Annotated in this window: 28 protein-coding genes and 2 pseudogenes; 17 read left to right on the forward strand and 13 right to left on the reverse strand. The window is 63.9% G+C overall.

Annotation, left to right across the window (positions count from 1 at the left end; all coding sequences use genetic code 11):
- The first annotated feature begins 60 nt into the window (after nt 1–60).
- Nucleotides 61–1,983 (forward strand): ABC transporter transmembrane domain-containing protein, encoded by a 1,923-nt coding sequence (locus tag NT26_RS12890; protein ID WP_172974127.1) that lies wholly within the window; start codon nt 61–63, stop codon nt 1,981–1,983.
- Here the strand turns inward: NT26_RS12890 and NT26_RS12895 are convergent.
- The 3 genes from NT26_RS12895 to NT26_RS12905 all read right to left on the reverse strand — a co-directional run bounded on the left by NT26_RS12895 (nt 1,964) and on the right by NT26_RS12905 (nt 4,947).
- Nucleotides 1,964–2,995, reverse strand: a complete 1,032-nt coding sequence (locus tag NT26_RS12895) for a peptidoglycan -binding protein (protein WP_052639264.1) — start codon at nt 2,993–2,995, stop codon at nt 1,964–1,966. The genes NT26_RS12890 and NT26_RS12895 overlap by 20 nt on opposite strands.
- Before the next feature lie 3 nt (nt 2,996–2,998).
- Nucleotides 2,999–4,042: a hypothetical protein gene (locus NT26_RS12900; protein ID WP_052639266.1), complete on the reverse strand. Its 1,044-nt coding sequence runs from the start codon at nt 4,040–4,042 to the stop codon at nt 2,999–3,001.
- A 104-nt stretch (nt 4,043–4,146) separates the two neighbouring features.
- Entirely contained in the window at nt 4,147–4,947 is an 801-nt protein-coding gene (locus NT26_RS12905; protein ID WP_052639268.1) for an inositol monophosphatase family protein, read from the reverse strand.
- 200 nt (nt 4,948–5,147) lie between these two features.
- On the opposite strand from NT26_RS12905, the gene NT26_RS12910 reads away from it, so the two are divergent.
- Entirely contained in the window at nt 5,148–5,486 is a 339-nt protein-coding gene (locus tag NT26_RS12910) for an SdpI family protein (RefSeq protein WP_052639270.1), read from the forward strand.
- Here the strand turns inward: NT26_RS12910 and NT26_RS12915 are convergent, their stop codons facing one another.
- Together NT26_RS12915 and NT26_RS12920 are read right to left on the reverse strand one after the other, a co-directional pair.
- Nucleotides 5,487–6,602 (reverse strand): tetratricopeptide repeat protein, encoded by a 1,116-nt coding sequence (locus tag NT26_RS12915; protein WP_052639272.1) that lies wholly within the window; start codon nt 6,600–6,602, stop codon nt 5,487–5,489. It lies immediately after the preceding gene.
- Nucleotides 6,602–7,255: a thiamine phosphate synthase gene (locus NT26_RS12920; RefSeq protein WP_052639274.1), complete on the reverse strand. Its 654-nt coding sequence runs from the start codon at nt 7,253–7,255 to the stop codon at nt 6,602–6,604. Before NT26_RS12920 ends, NT26_RS12915 begins: the two co-directional genes overlap by 1 nt.
- 95 nt (nt 7,256–7,350) lie before the next feature.
- Here NT26_RS12920 and NT26_RS12925 point away from each other — a divergent pair, with 95 nt between their 5' ends.
- The gene (locus tag NT26_RS12925) at nt 7,351–8,112 is read left to right on the forward strand and encodes a sulfite exporter TauE/SafE family protein (RefSeq protein WP_052639276.1); all 762 of its coding nucleotides are present in this window, start codon (nt 7,351–7,353) and stop codon (nt 8,110–8,112) included.
- Here the strand turns inward: NT26_RS12925 and NT26_RS12930 are convergent.
- Complete coding sequence (locus tag NT26_RS12930; protein ID WP_052639278.1) at nt 8,101–8,469, reverse strand: hypothetical protein; 369 nt, start codon at nt 8,467–8,469, stop codon at nt 8,101–8,103. The genes NT26_RS12925 and NT26_RS12930 overlap by 12 nt on opposite strands.
- A 135-nt stretch (nt 8,470–8,604) precedes the next feature.
- Here NT26_RS12930 and NT26_RS12935 point away from each other — a divergent pair, with 135 nt between their 5' ends.
- Nucleotides 8,605–8,865, forward strand: coding sequence for an ArsR/SmtB family transcription factor (locus NT26_RS12935; protein WP_052639280.1), 261 nt, complete (start codon nt 8,605–8,607; stop codon nt 8,863–8,865).
- Nucleotides 8,866–8,969: 104 nt separating this feature from the next.
- Here NT26_RS12935 and NT26_RS22185 read toward each other — a convergent pair whose 3' ends face one another.
- Entirely contained in the window at nt 8,970–9,146 is a 177-nt protein-coding gene (locus NT26_RS22185; protein ID WP_065814533.1) for a YdcH family protein, read from the reverse strand.
- Between the two features lie 231 nt (nt 9,147–9,377).
- On the opposite strand from NT26_RS22185, the gene NT26_RS12940 reads away from it, so the two are divergent.
- The 6 genes from NT26_RS12940 to NT26_RS12965 all read left to right on the forward strand — a co-directional run bounded on the left by NT26_RS12940 (nt 9,378) and on the right by NT26_RS12965 (nt 13,141).
- Nucleotides 9,378–9,581 carry a YdcH family protein gene (locus NT26_RS12940; RefSeq protein WP_052639282.1) on the forward strand — a complete coding sequence of 68 codons (204 nt, stop codon included), beginning with the start codon at nt 9,378–9,380 and terminating at the stop codon, nt 9,579–9,581.
- A gap of 14 nt (nt 9,582–9,595) precedes the next feature.
- On the forward strand, nt 9,596–10,093 hold the full coding sequence (purE, locus tag NT26_RS12945) for a 5-(carboxyamino)imidazole ribonucleotide mutase (RefSeq protein WP_052639284.1): 498 nt from the start codon (nt 9,596–9,598) through the stop codon (nt 10,091–10,093).
- Nucleotides 10,093–11,172 carry a 5-(carboxyamino)imidazole ribonucleotide synthase gene (locus NT26_RS12950; RefSeq protein WP_052639286.1) on the forward strand — a complete coding sequence of 360 codons (1,080 nt, stop codon included), beginning with the start codon at nt 10,093–10,095 and terminating at the stop codon, nt 11,170–11,172. The genes purE and NT26_RS12950 overlap by 1 nt, the downstream gene beginning before the upstream one ends.
- Before the next feature lie 129 nt (nt 11,173–11,301).
- Nucleotides 11,302–11,427, forward strand: a complete 126-nt coding sequence (ykgO, locus tag NT26_RS12955; RefSeq protein WP_003497670.1) for a type B 50S ribosomal protein L36 — start codon at nt 11,302–11,304, stop codon at nt 11,425–11,427.
- A 98-nt stretch (nt 11,428–11,525) separates the two neighbouring features.
- The gene (locus NT26_RS12960) at nt 11,526–12,116 is read left to right on the forward strand and encodes a tetratricopeptide repeat protein (RefSeq protein ID WP_082077697.1); all 591 of its coding nucleotides are present in this window, start codon (nt 11,526–11,528) and stop codon (nt 12,114–12,116) included.
- A 14-nt stretch (nt 12,117–12,130) separates the two neighbouring features.
- Nucleotides 12,131–13,141 carry an alpha/beta fold hydrolase gene (locus NT26_RS12965; RefSeq protein ID WP_052639290.1) on the forward strand — a complete coding sequence of 337 codons (1,011 nt, stop codon included), beginning with the start codon at nt 12,131–12,133 and terminating at the stop codon, nt 13,139–13,141.
- A gap of 6 nt (nt 13,142–13,147) precedes the next feature.
- On the opposite strand, the gene pyk is transcribed toward NT26_RS12965, so the two are convergent.
- Both pyk and NT26_RS12975 read right to left on the reverse strand, forming a co-directional pair.
- The gene (gene pyk, locus NT26_RS12970; protein WP_052639292.1) at nt 13,148–14,587 is read right to left on the reverse strand and encodes a pyruvate kinase; all 1,440 of its coding nucleotides are present in this window, start codon (nt 14,585–14,587) and stop codon (nt 13,148–13,150) included.
- Nucleotides 14,587–14,979 (reverse strand): annotated as a pseudogene (locus tag NT26_RS12975) (DUF1036 domain-containing protein); the annotation flags it as partial. The gene pyk and the pseudogene NT26_RS12975, both read right to left, overlap by 1 nt.
- Before the next feature lie 270 nt (nt 14,980–15,249).
- Here NT26_RS12975 and NT26_RS12980 point away from each other — a divergent pair.
- The 3 genes from NT26_RS12980 to NT26_RS12990 all read left to right on the forward strand — a co-directional run bounded on the left by NT26_RS12980 (nt 15,250) and on the right by NT26_RS12990 (nt 16,732).
- A complete protein-coding gene (locus tag NT26_RS12980; RefSeq protein WP_152338616.1) occupies nt 15,250–16,041 on the forward strand; it encodes an N-formylglutamate amidohydrolase in 792 nt (263 codons plus the stop codon).
- 23 nt (nt 16,042–16,064) lie between these two features.
- Nucleotides 16,065–16,373, forward strand: coding sequence for a DUF1244 domain-containing protein (locus NT26_RS12985; RefSeq protein ID WP_052639297.1), 309 nt, complete (start codon nt 16,065–16,067; stop codon nt 16,371–16,373).
- Between the two features lie 86 nt (nt 16,374–16,459).
- Nucleotides 16,460–16,732, forward strand: coding sequence for a DUF2312 domain-containing protein (locus NT26_RS12990; RefSeq protein WP_052639299.1), 273 nt, complete (start codon nt 16,460–16,462; stop codon nt 16,730–16,732).
- A gap of 146 nt (nt 16,733–16,878) precedes the next feature.
- Here the strand turns inward: NT26_RS12990 and NT26_RS12995 are convergent, their stop codons facing one another.
- Entirely contained in the window at nt 16,879–18,693 is a 1,815-nt protein-coding gene (locus tag NT26_RS12995; protein ID WP_162197791.1) for a peptidoglycan L,D-endopeptidase MepK, read from the reverse strand.
- Between the two features lie 186 nt (nt 18,694–18,879).
- Nucleotides 18,880–20,457, reverse strand: coding sequence for a sigma-54-dependent transcriptional regulator (locus NT26_RS13000; RefSeq protein WP_052639301.1), 1,578 nt, complete (start codon nt 20,455–20,457; stop codon nt 18,880–18,882).
- Between the two features lie 157 nt (nt 20,458–20,614).
- On the opposite strand from NT26_RS13000, the gene NT26_RS13005 reads away from it, so the two are divergent.
- From NT26_RS13005 to NT26_RS13015, 3 genes are read left to right on the forward strand one after another with little or no spacing between them, the layout of a single operon-like run.
- The gene (locus NT26_RS13005) at nt 20,615–22,462 is read left to right on the forward strand and encodes a M3 family oligoendopeptidase (protein ID WP_052639304.1); all 1,848 of its coding nucleotides are present in this window, start codon (nt 20,615–20,617) and stop codon (nt 22,460–22,462) included.
- 34 nt (nt 22,463–22,496) lie between these two features.
- Complete coding sequence (locus tag NT26_RS13010) at nt 22,497–23,657, forward strand: aminodeoxychorismate synthase component I (RefSeq protein WP_052639306.1); 1,161 nt, start codon at nt 22,497–22,499, stop codon at nt 23,655–23,657.
- Complete coding sequence (locus tag NT26_RS13015; protein ID WP_052639308.1) at nt 23,606–24,268, forward strand: aminotransferase class IV family protein; 663 nt, start codon at nt 23,606–23,608, stop codon at nt 24,266–24,268. The genes NT26_RS13010 and NT26_RS13015 overlap by 52 nt, the downstream gene beginning before the upstream one ends.
- On the opposite strand, the gene NT26_RS13020 is transcribed toward NT26_RS13015, so the two are convergent.
- Both NT26_RS13020 and NT26_RS13025 read right to left on the reverse strand, forming a co-directional pair.
- Complete coding sequence (locus tag NT26_RS13020) at nt 24,265–24,585, reverse strand: Atu4866 domain-containing protein (protein WP_244467697.1); 321 nt, start codon at nt 24,583–24,585, stop codon at nt 24,265–24,267. The genes NT26_RS13015 and NT26_RS13020 overlap by 4 nt on opposite strands.
- Before the next feature lie 28 nt (nt 24,586–24,613).
- A pseudogene (locus tag NT26_RS13025) lies at nt 24,614–25,024 on the reverse strand (SDR family oxidoreductase); the annotation flags it as partial.
- Between the two features lie 231 nt (nt 25,025–25,255).
- Between NT26_RS13025 and NT26_RS13030 the strand changes: the two are divergent.
- Entirely contained in the window at nt 25,256–26,701 is a 1,446-nt protein-coding gene (locus tag NT26_RS13030) for a homospermidine synthase (RefSeq protein ID WP_052639312.1), read from the forward strand.
- Nucleotides 26,702–26,724 lie beyond the last annotated feature (23 nt).

Below are 26,724 nucleotides of genomic sequence, written 5' to 3' on the forward strand. Positions count from 1 at the left end.
GATAATCCTGCGCTGCGAGGTCCATATGTCGCAATTGCGATCGCAGACCCTCTTCAATAAATGAAGCCGCAGACCGGCTGGCCACGGCTTCCCAATTCGATGCGGAGCCTATACAGGAAGGGCGCCGGAAGCACAAGTGGCGCCGGTCTCAGAAAAGAGTCCGATCGCTCTGGGGGTAAAGTGGCGTATTCAGAAGACAGACAGCCGAAAGGCAAGGCGATCCGACCGCTGGCAAGGCTTCTTCCCTATCTGTCCCGCTATCGCGGCCTCGTCATGGGGGCCCTCTTCGCCCTCGTCCTTTCCGCCGCAACAACCCTTGCCCTTCCACTCGCAGTCCGGCGTATGGTGGATCACGGCTTCGCCGCCGCCGACGGCAGCTTCATCAACAACTACTTCGGCATGCTGCTCGGGCTGGCCACGCTTCTCGCACTGGCGAGCGCGCTTCGCTACTATTTCGTGATCACAGTGGGAGAACGTGTGGTTGCGGATCTTCGCCGCGACGTCTTCGCGCGCGTCACCAGCCTTTCGCCGGCCTTTTTCGACGTCAACCAGTCTGGCGAGATCGTCTCGCGCCTTATCGCCGACACCACCCAGATCAAGTCCGCTTTCGGATCGGCGGCCTCTCAGGCGCTGCGCAACACCATCCTCTGTCTCGGGGCGATGGCCATGATGATCTACACGAGCCCGCAGCTCTCGGGGCTCGCTCTCGGCGCCATTCCGGTCATCGTCTTCCCGCTGGTCGCCTTCGGGCGCTCCGTCCGCAAGCGCTCGCGCGCTGCACAGGATACACTCGCCCGCACCTCCGCCTTCGCATCCGAGACGATCGGCGCGACCCGAACGGTCCAGGCCTTCAACGGCGAGGCCGCCGCCACCGCCCGCTATGCCGCTACCGTCGAGGATGCATTCGCCGCGGCCCGGGCCGCGATCCGCTCGCGGGCGCTTCTGACCGGCTTTGCGATCTTCATGGTATTCGGCAGCATTGTCGGCGTGTTGTGGTACGGCGCCCAGAATGTGCTGGCCGGTACGATGACGGCAGGGACGCTTGGCCAGTTCGTCCTCTACTCGGTGATTGCCGCAAGCGCGCTTGGCCAGTTGTCGGAAGTCTGGGGCGAACTTTCACAGGCCGGCGGCGCCGCCGAACGCCTGACGGAACTGCTGCACGAGATCCCGGCGGTCTGCGAGCCTGCCTCGCCCATCCCCCTGCCGAGGCCGCCGCGCGGTGCCGTCACCTTCGAGAACGTCTCCTTCGCCTACCCCTCCCGCGAGAACAGCGTGACGCTGAACGGGCTCTCGCTCGATGTCCGCCCCGGCGAGACGGTCGCGATCGTCGGCCCTTCCGGCGCCGGCAAGAGCACGATATTCTCTCTTCTGCTGCGCTTCTACGATCCCGTCTCCGGAACCATACGCCTGGACGGTATCGACCTGAGGGAGGCGTCGCTCTCCGACATCCGCAGCCGTCTCGCGCTCGTACCGCAGGACGTGACGATTTTTGCCGCCTCCATCCACGACAACATCGCCTTTGGCAGCACCGGCGTCAGCCGGGACGCCGTGCGTGCCGCCGCCATTGCTGCGCAGGCACACGAATTCATCGAGAGGCTCGACAGCGGCTATGACACGCTTGCCGGCGAGCGCGGCGTCACCCTCTCCGGAGGGCAGCGGCAGCGCATTGCCATCGCCCGCGCCATCCTGCGCGACGCGCCGGTCCTGCTCCTCGACGAGGCAACCTCTGCCCTTGACGCCGAAAGCGAGACACTGGTGCAGAAGGCGCTCGACGGGCTGATGAAGGAGCGGACGACACTGGTGATCGCCCACCGCCTTGCGACCGTCCTGAAGGCGGACCGCATCCTCGTCATGGACGAGGGCCGGATCGTCGAGGAAGGAACGCATCAAAGCCTCGTGGCCAAGGGCGGCCTTTATGCCCGGCTGGCGCGGCTGCAGTTCCACGACATCGATCGCGAGGCCGTCAGCGCTCCGTTAGCTTGAGCTCGATGCGCCGGTTCTGGTTTCGAGCCTCCGGGGCATCGCCCTCCGCTATCGGCTGGAACTCACCGAAACCGGCAGCCACCAGCCGGTTGGCCGGCACGCCCTGCTCGATCAGGTATTTCACTACGGACGTCGCACGCGCCGACGATAGCTCCCAGTTGTCGCGATAGCGCCCCGTGCCGGAAAGCGGCGCGTTGTCGGTGTGGCCATCGACGCGCAGGACCCAGTTGATCTCCGCCGGTATCTCCTTGGCAAGATCGAGAAGCGCTTCGGCAAGCTTGGCCATTTCCGCACGACCCGCCTCGTCCAATTCGCTTCCGCCGACTGGAAACAGGACTTCAGACTGGAAGACGAAACGGTCGCCGACGATGCGGATGTTCTCGCGGTCGGAGAGGATTTCGCGCAGACGCCCAAAGAAGTCTGAGCGATAGCGGTTGAGCTCCTGCACCCGCTGCGCCAGCGCCACGTTCAGACGTCGGCCGAGGTCGGCGATCTGCGCCTGTGATGCCTGGTCCTTCGCCTCCGAAGCCTGCAGCGCCTGCTCCACCGCCGCAATCTGCGCCCGCAAGGCGGCGATCTGCTGGTTCAGAAGCTCGATCTGGCTCATCGCCCGCGCGCTGACCTGCTGTTCCTCGTTGAGATCCTGTGTCAGCTGGCCGATCCGCGCATTCGCGGCGTCGCTCGTGCCGGCACCCTGGTCGAGCAGCGCCTGCAGGCGAGACCTCTCGCTCTCGGAACTCGCCAGCGAGGACTGCAGGTTGGCGAGCGTGTCCTCGAGATCCTGCGCATTTCCCTTCTCCAGGGCCAGAAGCTCGGTGAGTTCCGCAATCTGGCTGTTCAGCCGGTTCAGCACCTCGTCGCGTCCGGTGATCTCGCGGCTGAGCAGGAACTGCGCCAGCACGAAGACGGTAAGCAGGAACATGATGGCCAGCAGCAGGGTCGACAGGGCATCGACAAAACCCGGCCAGTAGTCGACGCCGCGCTCGCGTCGGCGGTTCTTGACGAGCGCCATCGGCTACTTGCTCCCGATCTTCTCGGAAAGACGGTCCAATGTCCGGCGCAGCGCCTTCGCCTCCTCCTGCTGCGCCTCGATCCAGTCGCGCAGCATCTGTTGCTCGTTGCGCATGTTCTTCACGAGCCCCTGAATGCCCTCGGCGAGGTTCGCCATTGCCGACAGCGACTTCTCGTTGACCGCTCCGTCCGGCGACCTCGACTGGACGGCGGACAGCTTCCGCAACTGCTCGGTCAGCGCCCGCAATTCCTCGTTCGGTCCAAGCGCCGACGCCGCGGCCGGCGAGATATCGGACCCCATGTCGGTGACCGACGACAGCCAGTTTTCCAGTTCGGTATAGAAGCGGTTCTGGGCGCGGCCGGCCTGGATATCGAGGAATCCGAGAATTAGCGAGCCGGAGAGGCCGAGAAGCGATGACGAAAAGGCGGTCCCCATGCCGGAGAGCGGCGCCGTGAGGCCGCTCTTGAGCGCGTTCAGCACGTCGTTCGTGTCCCCGCCATTGGGATCGAGCGTCTGGATCACCGTGCTGATCGAGCTGATCGTGCCGATCAGGCCCCAGAAGGTTCCGAGCAGGCCCAGGAAGACGAGGAGCCCGATCAGGTATCGCGAAATCTCGCGCGACTCGTCCAGGCGGGTGCCGATGGAATCGAGGATCGAGCGCTGCGAGGAGGGAGACAGCGACATCATCCGGCGCCGGCCGATGAGGGCCCGCATCGGAGCAAGCAGGCGCGGCTCGCGACCAACCTTGTCCGCACTTCCGGCGGCCCGGAACGAGTTGAACCACCGGACCTCTGGAATGAGACTGATCACCTGGTTGAAGACCAGCACGATGCCGATGATCAGGACGCCGAGGATGAAGCCGTTCAGTCCCGGATTGGTCATGAAGGCGGTGTGCGCCTGGCGGTAGAGGATGGCGGCGATGAACCCGACAAGGATGAGGAAGATCAGCATCGTCCACAGAAAGGGGACGGGATTGGAGAGCTTGTGGCTGTAGCCGGCCCGGCCGGTTTCCGCCTCATCCAGATCGTCCACTCTCGCATCCACCATGTCGTGACTCGGCCTCCGATCCTGTTTGCCGGAGGCTAGTGGAAAAATGAGACGAATTGAAGTGCGTAACCGTCCACAGCCGGGGATGGCGGCCCGGCTTGCGGCTATCGCGTGGGCACGGGCCGGTTGGCAACCTCGAGCAGGGCCTTCTGGATGTGCTCGTTGCCGGCGACGACGGTACGCTCACCGAACATGTCGGTCCCGCCCCTCATGTCGCTGACGAAGCCGCCGGCCTCGCGGATCAGCACCAGGCCTGCCGCCATGTCCCAGGGAGAAAGCTCGGCTTCCCAGAAGCCGTCGAGCCGTCCGGCCGCCACATAGGCAAGGTCGAGCGCTGCCGCACCCATGCGACGGATGCCGGCTACTTCGCCCATCACGTGGCGAAGCTCGACCAGGAACTTGCCGTGATTGCCGCGCCCGAGATGCGGAACCCCGCAGCCGATCACGCAATCGGACAAGACGCGCCGCGCCGCGACCCGCAGACGGCGGTCGTTCAGGAATGCTCCCCCGCCCTTCTCGGCTGTGAAAAGCTCATCCGTCGCCGGATTGAAGACGACGCCGGCGACGATCTCGCCGTTGCGCTCCAACGCGATCGAGACCGCAAATTGCGGAATGCCGTGCAGGAAGTTCGTCGTTCCGTCGAGAGGATCAACAAGCCAGCGATGGGCGCCGTCCGTTCCCTTGATCTCCTCGCTTTCTTCGCCGAGGAAGCCGTAGGTCGGCCGCGCCTTGAGCAATTCGTCCCGCACGATCTTCTCCGCCTTCAGGTCGGCCTGGGAGACGAAGTCGCTCGGTCCCTTCACCGAAACCTGCAGGTTCTGCACCTCGCCAAAGTCGCGCGACAGCGACTTGCCGGCCTTGAGGGCAGCCTGAACCATGACGTTGAGAAGGGCGGAACGTGCCATGCGGGAAGGTCCTTGGATTGCGGAAGCCTGTCCCGCATGTGAACTGCCGCGGGACGCCTTGTCAGGCAATGTAGTGATCGGCGGGTTCAAGACCACAAAAACGAGGGAAATTCAAGTCGTCCAGGGACCCCGCTCTTGCGACGATCCGCGCTACCTCTAGATGATGACTACCATTTGGACCGCATGCGTCGGAGAGACAGATGAAGATGACCCTGCCGCTGACCGCAAGCGCCGTTCTCCTGACAGCGATGGTGGCCGCATCGATCTGGGGATGGTGGCTCCGGGGATCCGAAGTCGAGCTGGCTGTCCACTTTTTGTCGGACGGCACGCCGAACCGCTATGCGCCGGCTCCGTTCGCACTCTCGATAGTCCCGGTGGCCGCAGCCTTCGCCACGCTGCTCTTTGCAGTCAAGCCGCGTTTCGATCCGAAGGCTTCAGCCTCGCCGCGACTTTACAAGGGCCTTTGGCTCCTCGTCCTCCTGACGCTGGCAGCCGGACACGCACTCATCGTCTGGCACGCGCTTACAACCGCCCGCTGATCAGCTTCGCCGGAACCGGTTGGCGGCCTCGATCGCCTTCTTCTGCTGCTCCTCGTTGATCCCGAGGAAGAAATCCTCGAGCTCCGGGTCGGCCAGGCCCGCGCGGCGGGAAAGGACGTACCACTTCGCCGCCTCCACCGGGTCGGGCCGGGTTCCGAGCGCATTGATGTAGAGATGGGCAAGCTTGTTCTGCGCCACGACGTTGCCGCGCAGTGCCGCGACCCGCATCCACTGGAAACCTCCGTCGAAGTCACGTTCGCCGGCAACACCGTTTACCAGCCAAAGCCCTAGATCGAGCTGCGCCGTATCATAGCCGGCCTTTGCGGCGCGCAGCAGCCACGTCCGGGCCTGCGCCTTCTTCTCCTGCGGAGTGTCGGCAAGCGTCACGTAGAGCTGGGCGACGGCATATTGCGCGTCCGCCAGCCCCTGCTCCGCCGCCTTTTCATAGAATGGTAGCGCGAGCTTCAGTCCCTTCTCGCCGGGATTGTCGGAAACCAGGATCTGGGCCCAGTTGAACTGCGCCGATGCGTTGCCCGCCTCCGCCGCCCTGCGCATGTAGTCATCCGCCTTCGCCTTGTCGCGCTCCACATGACGGCCTGTCATCAGCATCAGGGCATATTCGAACATCGCGGCCGGATCACCCCGCTCCGCGGCCTGTCCGTACCAGAAGGCTGCCGTCTTCGCATCCCGTTTGATCCCCAGCCCCTTGGACATCATTTCCGCGACCAGTGTCTGGGCGGCGGCATCGCCCGCCTCTGCCCTCGGCAGTGCCTCGGCCAGCGCGGTCACGTAAAGGCCGCGCTGGTAGGCGCCATAGGCCTCGTCCACGGGCCTGTCACTTGGCTTTTCTTCCGGTGCGGGAGGAAGGGCTGCCCCCATTCGCTGATAGAGCTCTACGCCGCCGGAAGGGACGATACCATCCGGCTGCGCGCTTTCGCTGCCTTCCCCTACCCTGCCCTTCTTCATCGGCTGGGCATCGGGTTCGACGGGTCGAGTCATCGCCCGTTGCGCCTCCTGCGCGGCCGCATCGACCGCCGGTACGGAGGGCACCGCCGTAGTGGCGAGGAGGAGCCGGGCAACAATGGTCGAAAGCGAAAACGGGCGCATGCCGTTCATCAAGCGTCAAACCGTGGCGCTTTTTCGTCGAGAAGCCGGTTGGCTTCCGCGACCGCGTGTTCCGCCGCTTGCGCGCCGCCGAAGACGGCCTCCCGCAGGGCCACGAACTCCGCACCGGTTTCCGCGACGGCCACTACGGAGGCGACGTCGTTGCCACCCATGACGATGCAGGGGATCTCCACCATCGACGCCCACCACTCGCCAAGCGCCAGGTTCTTCGGATGCGGCTCGGGCTTGATGTCGCCGTCGAACTTGCCGAAGAAGATGTAATCGGGCTGCAGTTCGCCGATCTCCAGCGCCGTGTGACGCTCCGTGGCGCCGCCTGCGCCGACGATCATCTTCGGCGTGAACTTGACGATGGCGTCGTCCAGTTCCTCCTTCTTTCCTGCCACATGAAGGCCGTCGGCCTTGGCTCGTCCGGCGACCCGGCTGTCGCCCGCCACCAGCGCGGCGGCACCCGCCGCCTGGATGATCGGCACCACGGTCTCGGCCAAGGCCTGGAACGCGTGGTCGTTCCGGTCGTACTGCGGGATGATGACGGTCGCCACGTCGCCCCCGGCCAGCGCCGAGCGAAGCTGGTTCGCTAGGGTCTGCACATCGTCCCCGGCAGGAAGGATCAGGACGAGGCGGCAGCGGTTCTCGACGTCGGTCATGGTGTTTCCTGTACCGCGAAATTGTGAGACGAGTAGTTTCTCGCCTTTTCCTCCCGTTCGATAGACCGGACCGATAGCTGGATCAACCATCTGCCATGCCTCTCGATCTCACCTTCTTCCTGGCGGCCATTCCGGCCGTCATCCTCGTCGGCCTGTCCAAGGGCGGCTTCGGCGGCGCCTTTGCGCTGATGGGCGTTCCGATCCTGGCGCTCGTCGTCGATCCGCTACAGGCTGCAGCGATCTTCCTTCCCATCCTGATCGTCATGGATATCGTCGCCCTCTGGGCGTGGCGCAACGACAATGACAGGCGTACGCTGCTGATACTGCTGCCGGGTGGCATTGTTGGGATCGCTCTCGGCTGGGCAACCTCGGCCTATGTCTCCCCGAACGTCCTGAAGTTCGTGATCGCCGTCTCAACCATCCTCTTCGCCGCCCGATACTTCTACCAGGCGTGGTGGCCGCATGCGGGGGGCGAGGCGCCACCGCTGCCGCACCGCCCCGTTCGCGCGACACTCTGGGGCACGCTTTCCGGCTATGCCAGTTTCGTGGCCCACGCGGGCGGTCCGCCCTTCCAGATCTACGTCCTGCCACTCAAGCTCGATCCGCGAGCCTATACCGGCGCCAGCGTGCGCTTCTTCGCCCTGGTGAACGCGATCAAGCTGATACCCTATTTTGCGCTCGGCGCGCTCGACGCGGAAAACCTCGTCGCATCCGCCACGCTGTTTCCCGTCGCCCTCGTCGCCACCATGCTCGGAGCCTGGATCATCCGCAACCTGAAGACCGAGGTCTTCTATCCGCTCACCTACGGCCTCGCCCTCGTCACCGGTCTGAAGCTTCTCTGGGATTCACTGGCCTGAGGCATCAGGCTCGATCAGACCTTCGCCGAAGCGTCGCCCCCTGATTCGGCTCGATATCTCGAGGTGGAACACGAGGCGGCAAAGCCAGTAGACCAGGACCGAGACCGCGAGCAGGCTTCCGGTGACCAACAGGCCCGTCGCGAGCGACTGCGGTAGATCCAGGAGATAGACCGGCGGCAGGACGACGAGTGAAGCGACCGCCACCGCGATCCCTGCGAAGACGCGGCGGAGCGCCAGCCATAGGACCTCCTCCACCCGCAGCATCTGCCCTCGCACCATGTCCAGTTCGCCCGGCGAACTTAGCGCCTGACACGCGTCCTCGAACGCCTGGTCATAGTCTTCTCTGGCATAGCCCATCGCCCACCTCCCGTCTCCAGAGCGAACCCTAGGTCGGCTCCCGGTTTCGGGCAAGCCGCATCACCTTTTGCGGCGGCCTTGCTGCAGCGCACAAACAGGATTGTCTCCCGGCAAGGCTTGGGCTAGCCTGCGGTCATGACGAGCACCGACCCCTTCGCTGCCATCGCCGATCCGCACCGGCGCCACCTGCTGGAGGAGCTTCGTCGCGCACCGAGAACGGTTGGGGAACTTGCGGAGGGTCTGCCGATCAGCCGGCCCGCGGTTTCGCAGCACCTGAAGGCCTTGCTCGACTGTAATCTGGTCGTGGTGAATGTCGCGGGAACCCGCCGGATCTATTCCGTCAACAACAGCGGGTTCGACAGGTTGAACCTCTGGCTGGACCAGTTCTGGTCGTGACCAGCAGATGGCCACGACCAGAAGGCTTGGGTGGATGATTTCGTTGCCGCCTTGAGTAGCACCGCTGTGGCTGGCACCGGCGGCGGGACATTCTCCTTGAGGGTTTAGTGGCGCGTCGACGCCTTCAGACGTTGCAATTCGTCCTTGAGACGAAGCTTGCGGCGCTTGAGGTCTGCGATCTCGCGATCGTCGGCAGAGGGAGACGCAAGAACGCTCTGGAGCTCCTCTTCGAGAGCACCGTGCTTCTTTTCAAGCGATGCAATATGAGCCTGAATGGTCATGCGGCATGTCCTCCTTGGCAACCTGCCCCGGCCATCCCTTTGAGCCGGAGGCTTCAGGTTTACGAAGAAATTGTGACATGAACCGCGGCGTTTGTCGAAGGTGAAAACAAGGCTTCAGCGCGGCAAATTGGTGGCCGTGCATAACTTCCAGTTAATGCCGTTTGGTGGTAGGAGCTTGCGCACATTACCGACGATCGGGCACAGGTTTCGAGTTGAATGGGGACAGTGGAAATGGCGGACCAGGAACAGGCGGATATTCGGCTGGCGCTTGCGAGGCTCCGTCAGGAGCACGAGGATTATGACGCCGCGATCAACGCGATGATCCAGGTTGGCAGCGAAGCCCTGCGCATTCAGCGCATGAAGAAAAAGAAGCTGGTGATCAAGGACAAGATCACCCAGTTGGAAGACCAGATCCTGCCCGACATCATCGCCTGAGGGGGAATATGCGGATGACCTCCGAGAGACCTGCAGTCGCCATCATCATGGGAAGCCAGTCCGACTGGGAGACGATGAAGAATGCCGCCGATACGCTCGACGCGCTCGATGTCGACTATGAAGCGAGAATCATCTCCGCCCACCGCACGCCGGACCGGCTCGTCAGCTTCGCCAGGGGCGCCCGCGACGAGGGGTTCAAGGTGATCATCGCTGGCGCCGGCGGAGCAGCGCATCTCCCTGGCATGACGGCGGCCATGACACCCCTTCCCGTCTTTGGTGTTCCCGTCCAATCCAAGGCCCTCTCCGGGCAGGACAGCCTTCTCTCCATCGTCCAGATGCCCGCGGGGATTCCCGTCGGCACGCTCGCGATCGGGCGTGCAGGCGCTGTTAACGCTGCGCTGCTGGCCGCCGCGGTGCTCGCGCTCGGCGACGAGGATCTTGCCGACCGGCTCGACGAATGGCGCGCCGACCAGAGCGCCAGCGTTGCCGAATACCCTATGGACGAAGGCTGATGAGCGCCACCACGATCGGGATCATCGGTGGTGGGCAGTTGGGCCGGATGCTGGCCATGGCAGCTGCCCGTCTCAACTTCCGCATCATCGTGCTGGAACCGCAATCCGATTGCCCTGCCGCACAGCTTGCCAGCGAACAGATCGTTGCTCCCTATGACGATCCGGAGGCGCTCGACGCGCTCGCCCGCGCCTGCCAGCTCGTCACCTATGAATTCGAGAACGTCCCGGTTGCGGCGGCAGAGAGGCTCCAGCAGTCCGTGCCGGTCTATCCGCCGCCGAGAGCGCTCGAGGTCGCGCAGGACCGGCTGACGGAGAAACGCTTCCTGAACGACTGCGGCATAGCCACCGCCGATTTCCGTGCGGTCGACAGCCAGGACGACCTGGAAAAGGCACTTGCCGACTTCGATGATCGGGGCGTGCTCAAGACCCGCCGCCTCGGCTATGACGGAAAGGGCCAGCGTCTCTTCCGCTCGCAGGAGGACGATCCGGCGGGTGTCTTCGATTCGCTCGGCCGGGTGCCGCTGATCCTGGAGAGCCTCGTCGCCTTCGAGCGGGAAATCTCCATCATCGCCGCTCGTGGCAGGGACGGCACCGTCGCCTGCTACGATCCTGCTGAGAACGTCCATCGCAACGGCATTCTCCACACCTCGACCCTGCCCGCCCGCATCTCGGATGCGACCACGGTCCATGCCGCGGAGGGGGCCCGCAGACTTCTCGACGCCCTCGACTATGTCGGCGTCATCGGCATCGAATTCTTCGTCATGCCGGACGGCAGCCTCGTCGCCAACGAGATCGCCCCGCGCGTCCACAATACCGGCCACTGGACGGAGGCGGCTTGCGTCGTCTCGCAGTTCGAACAGCACATTCGCGCCGTCTCAGGCCTGGTGCTGGGCGATCCCGCGCGCCATTCCGATTGCGTGATGACCAACCTGATCGGCGACGACATCCGCAACGTTCCGGAATGGCTCGGGCAACGGGACGTTCTGGTGCACCTTTACGGAAAGACGGAGGCCCGCGACGGCCGCAAGATGGGTCACGTGACGCAACTCACCGGCCCCAAAAAGCAGCGGAATGGTTGACAGGCGCGATGCGTCGCGGTATCTGCACGCCAACCTTGAGAGCGCGCCCTTCTTCCTGGGAAAAAGCGGCGCGCTTTTGATTGTAATGACAAGCGGGCCCAAACGCTCGTAAACCTGCGGACAAGAGCAATGAAGATCAAGAATTCGCTGAAAGCGCTGAAGGCCCGCCATCGCGACAACCGTCTGGTTCGCCGCAAGGGCCGCGTCTACATCATCAACAAGCAGAACCCGCGCTTCAAGGCCCGCCAGGGCTGATCGGCACTGCGGCATCGGCCCAGCCGGTACCGTTCAATTTGTCGAGCGCAGGCTTATTCGGGTTTGACCTTCGGCGCATGCGGATTACATATTTCCGCATGCGCCATTTTCGTTTCAGCCTGCCCCTTGTTTCCGTCCTCGCCGCGGCCTCTGCGGCATCGGCGCAGCCTTCCGAACCTGCCGCCGCCCCGGCCACACAGGCCTCACCGGAAGCCACACTTGCCGGTCTCTTCGATTCCCTGAAGCGGGAACGCAACCCCGACAAGGCCCGCGGCATCGCCAGCCAGATACTGGCCGAGTGGGATGATTCGGGCAGCGCCACCGTCAACCTTCTGATGCAGTGGGCGACGAAGGCCGCAAACGAGAAGCGCAACGCAGCCGCCCTCGACTTCCTCGATCAGGCGACCATCCTCAAGCCCGACTATGCGGAGGTATGGAACCGCCGCGCCGGCCTTCACTTCACCATGGGCGATCGTCGTAAGGCAATGGCAGACATCAACCAGGTCCTGATCCGGGAGCCGCGTCACTTCGGTGCCCTTTCCGGGCTTGCGGGAATACTGGCCGAGAATGGTCAGGACGAACTGGCGCTGAAGGCGTGGCAGCGATACCTCGCGGTCTATCCTGCAGACCGGGATGCCCAGGAGGCGGCGATCAAGCTTGAGGAAAAGCTTGCCGGCAGCCGCACCTGAGGATTCCTCGCCCGATGGTCATCCTTCCCCTCGCCATTGCCGGGCTGTTCGCGGCCGCCTTCGGGTTCACCGCCTGGAAGGCGCGCGCGATCGAGCAAAGCTTTCCCAATCACGGCGAACTGATCGATGTCGGCGGGTTCCGGATGAACTCGCTGTTCGTCCCTGCGGGCGAGGATGCGGACCTGCCGCCGATCGTCTTCATCCATGGGGCCAGCGGCAACCTGCGCGATCAGGAGACGGCGTTCCGCAGTCGGCTTGAGGGCCGCGCCGACCTGCTCTTCGTCGATCGTCCCGGGCACGGATATTCGGAGCGCGGTAGCGAACGGAATGCATGGCCCGATGGCCAGGCAGATGCCATTGCGCGGCTGATGGAACTGCGCGGCATCGAAAGTGCCATTATCCTGGGCCACTCGTTCGGAGGCGCGATCGCCGCGAGCTTCGCACTGGAGCACCCCGAAAAGACGGCTGGACTGCTCTTCCTCGCGCCCGCCACCCATCCCTGGCCGGGCGGCGTCGACTGGTATTACGACCTGGCAAAGAAGCCCTACATCGGATGGCTTTTCAGCCGCCTTGTGGCGCTGCCGGCCGGGCTGGTGCGCATCGATGGAGCGACCCACTCCGTCTTCCACCCGAACCCCCGTCCGGAGAAATACGTGACGGAAGGCGCGCCGGCGCTCGTCCTTCGCCCCCGCAACTTCCGCAACAACGCGATCGACGTCGCCAATCTCAACGAATACGTGAAGCAGGTGGCGGCCCGATACAGCTCGATCACCGCACCGACCGTTGTGATAACCGGAAACCGCGACGCCATCGTTGCCGAGGAGATTCACTCGGTCGGCCTGAAGCGAGATATCGAGCATGCCGACCTCGTCTGGATCGACAACCTCGGACATAAGCCTGACTATGTCGTACCGGATGTGGCCGTGGCAGCGCTGGAAAAGCTGGCGGGGCACGACCGCGATCTCGAGGCTATCGCCCGCGCGGCCGAGTCCCGCCTGAGGGGCCAGAGCGCCCCTCGCTCCTGACCGGAATCAGATGCCGCTCTGTCCGTCCGCCCCGATATAGGCGATGCGCAGCATGTTGGTCGCGCCCGGCGTGCCGAGCGGTACACCGGCCGAAATGATGATGCGGTCGCCCGGAGCGCCAAAGCCTTCCGAAACGACGATCCGGCAGGCGCGATTGACCATGTCGTCGAGATCCTCTGCGTCATGGGAGACGACGCAATGCAGGCCCCAGCAGACCGAAAGCCGCCTTGCCGTCTGGACGATCGGCGACAACGCGATGATGGGAACCTGCGGCCGTTCGCGCGAGGCGCGCAGGCCTGTATTGCCGGACGAGGTGTAGGTTACGATGGCGGAGAGTCTCAGCGTCTCGGCGATCTGCCGGGCCGCAAGCGAAATGGCGTCTGCGCCCGTTGCTTCCGGCGTCGGCCGCTGCGCGTAGATGATGTTCGAATAATAGGGATCCTGCTCGACCGTGCTGGCAACTGAGGCCATGGTCGCCACCGCTTCGACCGGATAATCGCCGGAGGCGGATTCCGCCGAGAGCATGACGGCGTCGGCGCCTTCGAAGACCGCGGTTGCCACGTCGGAAACTTCCGCACGTGTCGGCACCGGCGAACTGATCATCGATTCGAGCATCTGCGTGGCGACAACTACCGGCTTGCCGGCCCGGCGGCAGGCGCGGGTCAGTTGCTTCTGCAGGCCCGGCACCGCCTCGAGCGGCATCTCCACGCCGAGGTCTCCGCGAGCCACCATCAGCGCATCGGACAGTTCGATGATCTCGTCGATCCGCTCGATCGCCTGCGGCTTCTCGATCTTCGACATCAGGCCCACGCGGCCGCGGGCGATCTTGCGCACTTCCGCGAGGTCTTCCGGCCGCTGCACGAAGGAGAGCGCCACCCAGTCGACTTCTCCCGTCGCCAGAACGGCATCCAGATCGGAGCGATCCTTGTCGGTCAGCACGCCCACCGGCAGAAGCGTGTCGGGCAGGCTGATTCCCTTGCGGTCGGAGATCTTGTTGCCGGATACGACGGTACAGACGATCTTCTTGCCGTCGGTCTTTTCGGCGCGCAGCATGAGCTTGCCGTCGTCGATCAGCAGGCGGTCGCCCGGCTTCACGGCCGACAGGATTTCCGGATGCGGAAGGAAGACGCGCCTGGCATCGCCCGGCTCGTCACGATTATCCAGCGTGAACGTCTGCCCCGGCTCCAGCGCCACCTTGGTGTCGGCGAACTTCCCGACGCGCAGCTTCGGCCCCTGGAGGTCGGCGAGAATGCCGATCGGTCGGCCGCACTTTGTCTCGACGGCGCGGATACGCTGGATCAGCATGCGCATCGTGTCGTGGCTGGCATGGCTCATGTTGATGCGGAAGAGATCTGCGCCCGCTTCATGCAACTTCTGGATCGTGTCTTCCTCGGATGACGCAGGCCCCAGTGTCGCAAGGATTTTAACTTTGCGGTTACGCTTCATCAATTCTGGCCTTCCTGCGTGCTCGGCGCGTCCGACAGCTGTACCATCCAGCTGCCCTGGCGCCCGGTATCGTATTCCTTGAAGCCCATGCGCTGGTAGCCGCGGGCGAAGCAGTCCTGGACGCCGACGATCTTGAACTCGTTCTCGGCGACGCACATGTTGACCTCACCGGTCCAGCGGCCACCGCGTGCCGCATCTTCGGCATAGAGGTAGTAGTAGCGGGACTGCAGTTCGCCTTCGATCAGCGTGGCGCAGGTCGAGGCCGGGACCTGCCACCAGCCTTCCGTCGTCCACCCTTCCTCCGCCCGGTAACCGATCGCGACGCCGACCAGATTCTGCGTGCCGTTGCAGACCCGAAAGTCCGCTCTGGCGGCACCGGCGGCAAACAGCGGGATGCACAGCGAGGCGAGGAATGCGGCAGCGGGGACGTAACGCAGCGGCAAGGTGAGGGAAAGGCGGGATGATCTCGACACGGCTTCCGATGGAACCCCATGGTTATTCGCGAAGCACTTTCTTCGCCCTTCGAGGGTGGAAAGTCAACGCAACTCTAATCGATTATAGCGGCCGGACTCATCGTTCGGCGAGCCCATGCTTGCGCCTTCGCTGCCTGCATGCGATCAACCGGAGCCTCCTCCAGCACTATGCCGGGACCCGCAACTGCCATGCCAGACTTCGTACCGTTCGAGATCATAGAAGGCGATTATGACGCCGCCATGGTGCTGCTTGCCGACCATGCGATGAACCGCCTTCCGCCTGAGTATGGAAGCCTCGGACTGCCGGACAGTGCGTTTCGCCGCCACATCGCCTTCGACATCGGCATCGAAGGGCTTACCCGGCAGTTGGCAGCAAAATTGGGCGTCCCCGCTGTGCTCGGATGTTTCTCGCGGCTGCTGATCGACCCCAACCGCGGCGAGGACGATCCGACGCTGATCATGAAGATCTCCGACGGCGCCATCATCCCCGGCAATTACCCCATCACGGATCAGGAGTGGACGAGGCGCCTCGACACCTACCACCGTCCCTATCACCGCGCGGTGGAACGCACGATCGCAAAGGCTGGCGCGGGCGGGCGCGCGCCGCTCGTCCTCTCGCTGCATTCCTTCACGCCGGCCTGGAAGGGCGTACCCCGCCCCTGGCACGCCGCCGTCCTCTGGGACAGCGATGACAGGGCGGTCCGGCCCCTGCTCGAAATGCTGCGCCGGGAGGAAGGTCTCGTCATCGGCGACAACCAGCCCTATGATGGCGCGCTTCGTGGTGACACCATGTACCGCCACTGCATGACTTCCGGCACGCCGCATGCCCTTCTGGAGGTGCGGCAGGACCTGATCGGCGACGAGGTCGGCATCGATGAGTGGGCCGGTCGTCTCGCTCCGATCTTCGCAGCGCTGAACGACGATCCGGCTCTGCACGAATACCGGGTCTTTGCCTCGCGAACCGGCCCCTATGGAAGCTGACATCGAAAAGGGAGAAGAAGACCATGAGCGGACTGACGGAACAGCAGAAGACGGAATTCGAGGCAGCCGCCTTCCGCCGGCTCGTCCAGCACCTGCGCGAGCGCAGCGACGTTCAGAACATCGACCTCATGAACCTCGGCGGCTTCTGTCGCAACTGCCTTTCCAACTGGTATCGCGACGCCGCCACCGCTGCGGGCGTGGAAATGAGCAAGGACCAGTCGCGCGAGATCGTCTACGGCATGCCCTACGAGGAGTGGAAGAAGCTCCACCAGAATGAAGCATCCGGCGATCAAAAAGCCGCATTTGAGAGAAACAAGCCTGTTGATCACTGAGGCCGCCGTCGATTCGGCTTGACCTCGGCCGCCCTTCGCGGCAGGTGACGAACCAATCTTCAGAACCCGCACTACAGGAGACCTCGATGTCTGATGCTCATGGCGTCGCCCGCGACCAACTCCGCGCATTTGTCGAGCGCATCGAAAGACTGGAAGAAGAAAAGAAGACGATCGCCGACGATATCAAGGACGTCTACGGCGAAGCCAAGTCCATGGGCTTCGACACGAAGATCCTCAAGAAGGTGATCGCGTTGCGCAAGAAGGACGATCAGGAGCGGATGGAGGAGGAACTGATCCTCGACACCTACCTGCAGGCCCTCGGAATGATCGAAGGCGCACCGGAAGCCGACGCCGCCTAAGCGGCGCGACATCCCCGATCCTATTCAGTCTCATGGCCCCGGCGTTGTAAACCAACTTCGGGGCTTTCGCCTTTCCGGCAAGAAGCAAAGACCGGACGCAAGAAAGCAGCCCGCAGGCGGCCTTTCTCTCACGTGATAATCTTGGATTACTGGCTGATCGGCTTCTTCGGACTGAACCGGCTTGGGTCGATCGAGGCGGTCTTGGTGACTGGCTTGAAGCCGCTTGAGGCATAGGCCGTGGTGTAGGCGGTGCTCAACGTGCGGCTGACGACCCGCGGCGCCTTCACCGAAGCCACCTCGGCCACGCGGTTGTTGCTCACGGCCCACTTTGCCAGCATCTCTCCCGTCAAGGCCGGGCCGGCGTCCTGTTGGACATCGCGGTTGCCGAGTGCGGCATTGCGGCCGCCCTTCGTGGGAACAGGAACTTGCGTCGGCGCGTCGAAACCGTCGCCGAACCGCCGGTTTGCAGCTGACACATCGGCCGCTCCGGCAGGAAGGGCTGCGACATCGACGGACCTTTCCGCGGCAACAGGCGCGGACGGAGCAAGCGTTGAACGGGCATAGGCGCCGCTTTCTGCCAGGGCGGCGACGACCGCCGGCGTAAGCGCCTGCTGTTCGCCAAGATCGCCTTCGCTCTCGGGTTCAATTTGCGCGGATGCAAGCAGGGCCTCCGCACCCGACGGCCGGGCCGCGGGAAGCGGGACGGAGGACAGCGCGGCTTCGGGCAGCGCACTGTCGATCGAGGCGGTCATCACGCCAGCTTCAGCGTCACCCTTGAGGCCACGCGGACCAAGCAGCGTGGGAACCGGGATCGCATAGTCCTGCAGGTCGGCGAACGCCTCGCCTTCCGGCTGCGCGGCAGGCGCTGGCTGCGCCGGAAGCGCGGCGGCGAGCGCCTCCTGGGCGGTGCTGCGCGCCGGCGAATAGAGCGCCGTCGCCAGTCCGCCCGGTCCGCCGTCGTTGCGGAAGGAGGGACGGTTCTGCGGCACGGGAGCCGCGATCGTTTCTACGCCAGGCAACTCCTGTGGCTGGGCAGCAGCGACCATGACGGGCTCCTGGGCACGGGCCGCAGGCACGGCCGGTGCCGGACGCTCGACGGGCTCCGGTGCTGCGATTGCATCGGCATCCTCGTCCTCGTCGCCACCACCGAAGAGCATCGCGAGCAGGTTCGGACGCTTCTTGCCGGAACCGCCGCCCGACGTGCTGGCGATCTCGATCTGCTGACCCGAGCTCAGGCGCTTCTTGTAGCTTGCAAGGGCCTGCTGGTAGCCAGGCAGCGGCTTTCCGTCAGCCGGAAGATGGACTGTATTGCCATCGGGGAAGAGGCTGACCAGTTCTTGCCGGCTCATGCGCGGCCATGCCCGCACGCCGCCGACATCGAGGTGCACGAAGGGGGAACCGGATGTCGGATAGTAGCCGACGCCGCCCACCTGCATCTTCATGGCCAGTGCCCGAAGGGTAGAGAGCTTGACGCCGGGGATATAGAAATCCATCGCCTTGCCGAGCATGTGCTGGCTGTTCTTGGCCACGCCCTTGCTGCGCGAACGAAGCATGCCGTTCGTTGCCGGCGAGCGGTAGGCGGAGACCACGTGGATATAGTCGTTGGCGCCGCTGCGCCGATAGACTTCCCAGACGAGATCGAGAAGGCGCGGGTCCATCTTCGTCGGCTCGTTGCGGCGCCAGTCGCGCAGCAGGTTGTTGACCTGCTGCAGGCCTTTCGGATCGAACTTGCCGTTGCGCTTGAACACAATGTTCGCGCGCTCTTTCGTATGGACGAAATAGAGCTTCAGGCTGCGGGTCTCGGCAGCCGCCTGCGTGGCGGAAACGGACAGTAGCGGCAGCGCCAGACAGGCTGCGACGGCAAGGGATGCGGCACCCTTCACCAGAAACCTCAGGAAAGCGGTTGCGTTGCCGCGCTCGCCGGCGCCATGGGGCGTTTGGTTCGCATTCAGATCCTGCAAGGCTGTCCCCGTCCTGTCGACAACTTCCCTCGTTGTCGTGATGACTGTCAATTGCGGTGAGACGATGGCAAATTTGCCACACAATCACAAGCATCTCTCGAAGAGTCAACAAATCGCTACCAAGAGATTGACAGAGGGTGACAGAACATCCTTGCGCGAAGGTTAACGATCTCTAATGGACGCGGTTCAGGCGGCCTCCTTCAGAGGGTTGTCCGGATCGATGCCGTAGTCCTTCAGCTTGCGGTAGAGCGTCGAGCGGCCGATGCCCAGCTTCCTCGCCACCTGGCTCATCTGGCCGCGGTAGAATTTCAGTGCAAAACGAATGAGTTCCTCCTCGACCTCGGCCAGTTTGCGGACCTCTCCGGCAGTATCCGTCGTCGGTATCACGTTGGCGGAAGCGGGATAGGCGGCAGCCAGCAGGGCGCGGGGGTCCGGACGGGCCGGCTGGACCGGCACACCGATGAAGCCGTCCGGGGTGGGCAGCACCACAGGCGAGGACGCGGGCTGGTGCATTTCAGCCGCCCTCGGCGCAGCCGTCGCAACCGTCTCCGCATGCCGCAATTCCTCCGATCGGAACTCAGGCAATTGTGCGGCAATTTGTGGGAAATCCGCGTCTGTCAGTTCGTCCGCCTGTGCCAGGACGGCCGCCCGGAAGATGGCGTTCTCGAGCTCCCGGATATTGCCCGGCCAGTCATGGGCGGTGAGCAGAGCCATTGCCGTCGGCCCGATGGTCACCGGGCGCGGCAGCTTCTGTTCGAGCGAGAACCGGTCGGCGAAGACCCGTGCGAGATGCGGGATGTCCTCCTTGCGGCGGCGCAAGGCCGGGATCGTGATCGGGAAGACGTTGAGACGATAGTAGAGATCTTCCCGGAAGCGCCCTTCCCTGACCTCCTCGATAAGGTCCTTGTTAGTCGCCGAAATCAGGCGGACATTGACCTTCTGCACCTTGGCCGATCCGACCGTCTCGATCTCCCCCTGCTGGACGGCGCGCAGGAGCTTCACCTGTACGTCCAGCGGGAGATCACCGATTTCGTCGAGGAAGAGCGTTCCGCCATCGGCCTCGACGAACTTGCCAGTATGCCGCTCGGTGGCTCCCGTGAACGCGCCTTTCTCGTGACCGAAAAGGATGCTTTCCACAAGATTCTCCGGAATGGCTCCGCAGTTGACGGTGATGAAGGGCTTGCCGGCCCGATCGCTAGCAGCTTGGATCGCCCGCGCGACCATTTCCTTGCCGACACCCGATTCGCCTTCCAGGACGACCGGAATGGATGAGTGGGCAGCCCGCTGCGCCAGTTCGATGACGCGCAGCATTTCCGGGCTTGCGGATACGATGTCGCTGAAGGTCACGGCGCCGCTCCGCGAGCGGCGCGCAGTCCGGCTGCGGCCTTCCTTGCGGTCGACGGTGAGCGCATTGGCGACGGAGGCCGCAATGCGTTCGGGAGAGACCGGCTTGACGACGAAATCGAAGGCGCCGGCCCGCATGGCCTCCACCACCGTCTCGATGCCGCCATGACCTGTCTGCACGATCACCGGCGTCTCGATGCCAGCCTCGCGGGTCGCCTTGAGGAAGCCGAGTCCATCCAGGCCCGGCATCATCAGATCGAGGACGATGACATTGATCTGGTCGCCGCCATGCTTCAGAAACGCTAGGCCACCCAGACCGTTCTCGGCTGTGTGAACCACATGTCCGTGACGTTCGAGCGCGTTCTTCAACAGGCGGCGCTGAACCGGATCGTCGTCAACTACAAGGATTTGGGCAATCATGCTCGGCTCCCGACATCATTCATAATGTCCAACAAGGGCTTCGTATGCCGGGGGTTGTGCCAGAAAGACTTGAACATCCTCTTTTGAGAAACTCTTGCATTTTAACGGCCGCCACGGAAAACAGGGCGGCGACACGAGGAATAAAAGGAACTGGTCGATGCTCCGTCACACCCCTTACAAGACCCTGCAGACACCCGCGGAACATGCGGCCACCGATCCGGCCCTCGGATTGCTGCCGGTCTGGAAGCTTTCCGACCTCTATCCGTCCCGTGAGGCCCCGGAGTTCAAGGCCGACATGGAGCGGGCCGGCACGCTCTGCCGCGATTTTGAAGCCAAGTGGAAGGGCAGGCTCGCCGACGCCGCCGTGAAGACAGGGAAGGAAGGGCTGGGCCAGGCGCTGACAGATTACGAGACGCTGGAGGACCTGCTCGGCAGGATCGGCTCCTTTGCCGGCCTCACCTATTTCTCCGACACATCCAACCCCGCCAACGGCAAGTTCTATGGCGACGTGCAGTCGAAGCTGACGGATCTTTCCGCCCACCTCCTGTTCTTCGCATTGGAACTTAACCGGATCGATGATGCAGTCGTGGACGCGGCCATGGAGCGCGACCCGCAGGCGGGACACTACCGTCCCTGGATCGTCGACCTGCGCAAGGACAAGCCCTACCAGTTGGAGGACAAGATCGAGCAGCTCTTCCTGGAAAAGTCGATGACGAGTGCCGCCGCCTTCAACCGTCTGTTCGACGAGACGATGGCGGAGCTTCGATTCGAGGTCGACGGGGAGAAGCTGCCGCTCGAGATCACCCTCAACATGCTGCAGGAGCCGGAAGAGCCGGTGCGCCGCAAGGCCGCCGAAGCCCTGTCGAAGACCTTCCAGCAGAACATCCGCGTCTTCACGCTGATCACCAACACGCTTGCGAAGGACAAGGAAATCTCCGACCGCTGGCGCGGCTTCAAGGATATTGCTGACAGCCGCCATCTTGCCAATCGGGTGGAGCGCGACGTGGTCGATGCGCTGGCCGCCGCCGTTCGCGACGCCTATCCCCGCCTGTCGCATCGCTACTACGCCATGAAGGCGAAATGGCTGGGCATGGAGCAGATGAACTTCTGGGACCGCAATGCGCCGCTTCCGGAGACGCCGAAGGCGCTCATTTCCTGGCCGGATGCGAAGGAAACCGTGCTTTCCGCCTATGCCGGCTTCGCCCCTGAAATGGCCGACATCGCCCGCCGCTTCTTCGACGAGGAGTGGATCGATGCGCCCGTGCGTTCCGGCAAGGCGCCGGGCGCCTTCGCCCATCCGACCGTTCCCTCGGCCCACCCCTACGTGCTGGTCAACTACATGGGCAAGCCGCGCGACGTGATGACGCTTGCGCATGAGCTCGGCCACGGAGTGCATCAGGTGCTGGCGGGCGAACAGGGTGCCCTGATGGCGCAGACGCCGCTGACACTGGCCGAAACCGCATCCGTCTTCGGTGAGATGCTGACCTTCCGCGCCCTTCTCGACAAGACGAAGGACAAGCGCGAGCGCAAGGCCATGCTTGCCCAGAAGGTCGAAGACATGATCAACACGGTCGTGCGCCAGATCGCCTTCTACGAGTTCGAACGCAAGCTCCATACCGCCCGCAAGGAAGGCGAACTCACCTCGGAGCAGATCGGCGAGCTATGGCTATCGGTCCAGGAAGAGAGTCTGGGGCCGGCGATCCGCATCTCGGAAGGCTACGAGACGTGGTGGACCTATATTCCCCACTTCATCCACTCGCCCTTCTACGTCTACGCCTATGCCTTCGGTGACTGCCTGGTGAACTCCCTCTACGCGGTCTACCAGAACGCAGAACCCGGCTTCCAGGCGAAGTACTTCGAACTGCTGAAGGCCGGCGGCACCAAGCACCACTCGGAACTGCTGGCCCCCTTCGGCCTCGACGCCACCGATCCGTCCTTCTGGTCCAGGGGCCTGTCGATGATCGAGGGGCTGATCGACGAACTGGAGGCGCTGGACAAGGCGTGAGGCGCATTGGGGCTTCCTGGGCGCACAGACTCACATGACGAAGCACGGGCCCTACGTCCTCTTCCGCGACGACAAACGGTCGCAAAGCCTGCTGTTCCGCGAACCGCGCGACCTCGTCATCGCCCGGACGGCGGAAGAGGTGCTGCCGGCGCTCGCCTGGCTGGAAAAGGCGCGGCAGGATGGCTACTGGCTCGCCGGCTATCTCTCCTACGAGGCGGGTTTCGTCTTTGAGGAGAAGCTGAGGCCACTGATCGTCGACAACCGCAAGACACCGCTGCTGGCCATGGGCATCTTCGATGGCCCGGCCAGCAGCGGCCATGCTCTGGCGGAGCCACCTGAGATCAAAGCCGAAGAAGACTGGCTGACAGAGCCCCGCACCGCCTGGAATATCGACACCTACCGGGAGCGCTTCGACCGGCTGCACGAACACCTCCGCCGTGGCGACATCTATCAGGCGAACCTCACCATGCCCGTCACCGCCCGCTGGCGGGGTGATCTGCGTGCGGCTTTCTGGTCTCTCGTCGCGCGCCAGCCGGTTCATTACGGCGCGCTGGTCGATCTTGGCGGGCCCGTTATCCTCTCGCGTTCGCCGGAACTGTTCTTCAAGGTTGATGACGATGGCTGGATCGAGACGCATCCGATGAAGGGCACCGCTCCGCGCGGCGCCTCGCCCCGGGAAGACGAAGCAATCGTCGCCGCCATGCTGGCAGACGAGAAGACGCAGGCCGAGAACCGGATGATCGTCGATCTCCTGCGCAATGACATCTCGCTGATCAGCGAGGTCGGAACCCTCTCCGTCCCGAAGCTCTTCGCGATCGAGACCTATCCGACCGTGCACCAGATGGTGAGCCATGTGCGCGCGCGTCTGCGGGCGGAGGTCGGCCTGCCGGAGATCATGGCCGCCCTCTTCCCCTGCGGCTCCATCACCGGAGCCCCGAAGATGTGGGCGATGCGCATCCTGCACGAACTGGAGGATCGCCCGCGCGATGCCTATTGTGGCGCGATCGGCTGGTGCGATCCCAAGGGGCCGATGCAGTTTTCCGTCGCCATCCGCACGCTCACCCTTTTCAAGGACGGCGATGCCGTCTTCAATGTCGGCGGAGGAATCGTGTTCGATTCGACAGCCGAGGCGGAATATCAGGAATGTCTTCTCAAGGCGCAGTTCGCAGTCGGCAATCAGGCGATCTCTCGCTGATCGAAACTCTGCGCTGGGAACCGGAACAGGGCTTTCTGCGCCTCGACCAGCACATTCGACGGCTGAAGCGCTCCGCCGATGCCCTCGGCTTCCTCTCCCCGGCCGATCCCGAAACAGCGCTGAAGCTTGCCGTCAGCGGTGACCGCCCGTTGCGGGTCCGGCTCACCGTCACCTACCGCGGACGGACGGAAGTCACCACCTCACCGTTCGAGCCGGAACCGGAGGAGAAGGTCTGGCGCTTGCGCATAGCCGCGCAGCGGCTTTCTTCCTCCGACGCCTTCCTGCGCCACAAGACGACCCGCCGCGACCTCTACGAGACCGCCCGCGCCGAATTCTCTCGGGATGAGGCGGACGAGGTGCTGCTTCTGAATGAGCGCGGCGAAGTCTGCGAAGGCACGATCACCAATCTCTTCGTCGAAGGCGATGGCGGCATGCTGCTGACCCCTGCCCTGGCGAGCGGCCTGCTGCCCGGCATCCTGCGCGCCGAGCTGATCCGCGAAGGCAAGGCTCGTTCCGAGGTGCTGAAGCCGGCGGCGCTGTCGAACCGCCGGCTCTTCGTCGGCAATGCCCTGCGCGGGCTGATCCCTGCGGAACTGGTGGAAGGCAGCTAGGGCTTCCGCCGCAGGATCATGCCGCCATGGTGCAGCGTATTGTCATCGACGAACTCTCCGTCCGCGGTGAAGCCGGTATCATCCCAATAGTCGATATGGTTGCCGGAAACGACATATCGGCCTTGGTAGGCGCTCTCGCGCGTGCCGCGGGCTTCGTCGTAGCGGCCATTCGGAAGGAGTTCGTGTCGGACACGATTGTCGTCCGTCACCCACATGCCGGCATAGGGATGCGTCTGTCTTTCAGTCGTGATGGTCATCTTGTCCTCCGCCTTTGCGGTACCGAGAGCCGCGCCTGCAAGCGCGGCTGTGATCAGGATGGCGTGCTTTCACGGCATGTCAGTCTCCTTAATTTGAAGAACGCAGGGGCCTCACGACGATCTCGTTAACGTCGACGTCCTCAGGCTGCTCTATGGCAAACCGGACGGCGCGGCCGATGGCGTCGGGCGTCAGCGCGATGGCGCGATAGTCCTTCATCGCCTCGGCGGCGGTCGGATCGGTTATGGTCAAGGCGAGCTCGCTTTCCACCACGCCCGGATGGATGCAGGTAACGCGGATGTCGTCTCGCTCCTGCCGCAACCCGTCGGAAATCGCCCGTACCGCGAACTTGGTGGCGCAGTAGACCGCCGCAGTCGGAGCGACATAGAGGGCGCCGATCGAGGCGATGTTGATGATGTGGCCGGAGCCGCGCTCGGTCATTTCGGGCAGGACCGCGGCGATACCGTGCAGCACGCCCTTGATGTTGACGTCCACCATACGGGCACTCGTCGATCATTTGCGACGAAACCGGGCGGGCTGACCCCCGTTCCTCAGGTCCGTCAGGCCTACGGTCCGCAACCGGATGCGGCTTTTTGAGCCTCCGTTCGCAACCTCTTTATTGTGACGGGGATTTATGATCTAGAGCGCCGGCATTGCGATCAGCGCTCCCATCCGTTCCCTGTCGGCCAAGCGGCGCAGCGGCGTGATGCCGAGGCGGCGAAGGAGAGAGATATGTCTGAACAGAACTACCCGGTGCATGGCGAAATTACGGGCCCGATCGTGATGATCGGCTTCGGCTCCATCGGCCGCGGGACCCTGCCGCTCATCGAACGTCACTTCAAGTTCGACAAGAGCCGGATGGTGGTCATCGATCCGCGCGACGACGGAGCGGAGATCCTTGCCAGGCACGGCGTCAGACATATCCGGGCACACGTCACGAAAGACAACTACAAGACCCTCCTGAAGCCGCTTCTCACCAATGGCGGCGGCCAGGGTTTCTGCGTCAATCTCTCGGTCGACACCGGGTCTCTCGACCTGATGAAGTTCTGCCGCAAGCTGGACGTGCTCTATATCGACACGGTCATCGAGCCCTGGCTTGGCTTCTACTTCGACACCTCGGTGAAGAACGCCGAACGCACCAACTACGCGCTGCGCGAAACGGTCCGCCGCGAGAAGGCGAAGAACCCGGGCGGCACCACGGCGGTCTCCACCTGCGGCGCCAATCCCGGCATGGTCTCCTGGTTCGTCAAGCAGGCCCTGGTGGACCTCGCGAACGAGACGGGGCTGAGCTTCGAGGAGCCCTCTGCCGAGGATCGCGAAGGCTGGGCGAAGCTCATGAAGAAGCTGGGCGTCAAGGGTATCCACATCGCGGAGCGCGACACGCAGCGCACCAAGAACCCCAAGCCGCTCGACGTCTTCTGGAACACCTGGTCCGTTGAGGGCTTCATCGCGGAAGGCCTGCAGCCGTCGGAACTCGGCTGGGGCACCCATGAAAACTGGATGCCGAAGAACGCAAAGAAGCACAAGAAGGGTTGCCAGGCGGCGATCTACCTCGAGCAGCCAGGTGCCAACACGCGCGTCCGCAGCTGGTGCCCCACACCCGGCCCGCAATACGGCTTCCTCGTCACCCATAACGAGGCAATCTCGATCGCCGACTACTATACCGTGCGCGACAAGCATGGCGAGGTGGCCTATCGCCCCACTTGCCACTACGCCTACCATCCCTGCAACGACGCCGTCCTCTCGCTGCACGAGATGTTCGGCAATGGCGGCAAGGCGCAGCCCGTCCAGCACGTGCTCGACGAGGACGAACTTGTGGATGGCGTCGATGAACTCGGCGTCCTGCTCTACGGCCACGAGAAGAATGCCTACTGGTATGGCTCGCGCCTGTCGCTGGAGGAGACCCGCCGCATCGCTCCCTACCAGAATGCCACCGGCATGCAGGTGACCTCCGCCGTCCTGGCCGGCATGGTCTGGGCGCTGGAGAACCCGAAGGCCGGCATCGTCGAGGCCGACGAGGTGGACTACAAGCGGTGCCTCGAAGTACAGCGGCCCTATCTCGGCCCGGTCGAAGGCCACTACACGGACTGGACGCCTCTTGAGGGACGCCCGGGCCTCTTCCCCGAGGACATCGACACCTCCGACCCCTGGCAGTTCCGCAACATTCTGGTGCGCTGACGGGTGCTTGCGCAGGGGGGAGG

The sequence above is a fragment of the Pseudorhizobium banfieldiae genome, assembly GCF_000967425.1.
Classification (GTDB): Bacteria; Pseudomonadota; Alphaproteobacteria; order Rhizobiales; family Rhizobiaceae; genus Neorhizobium; species Neorhizobium banfieldiae.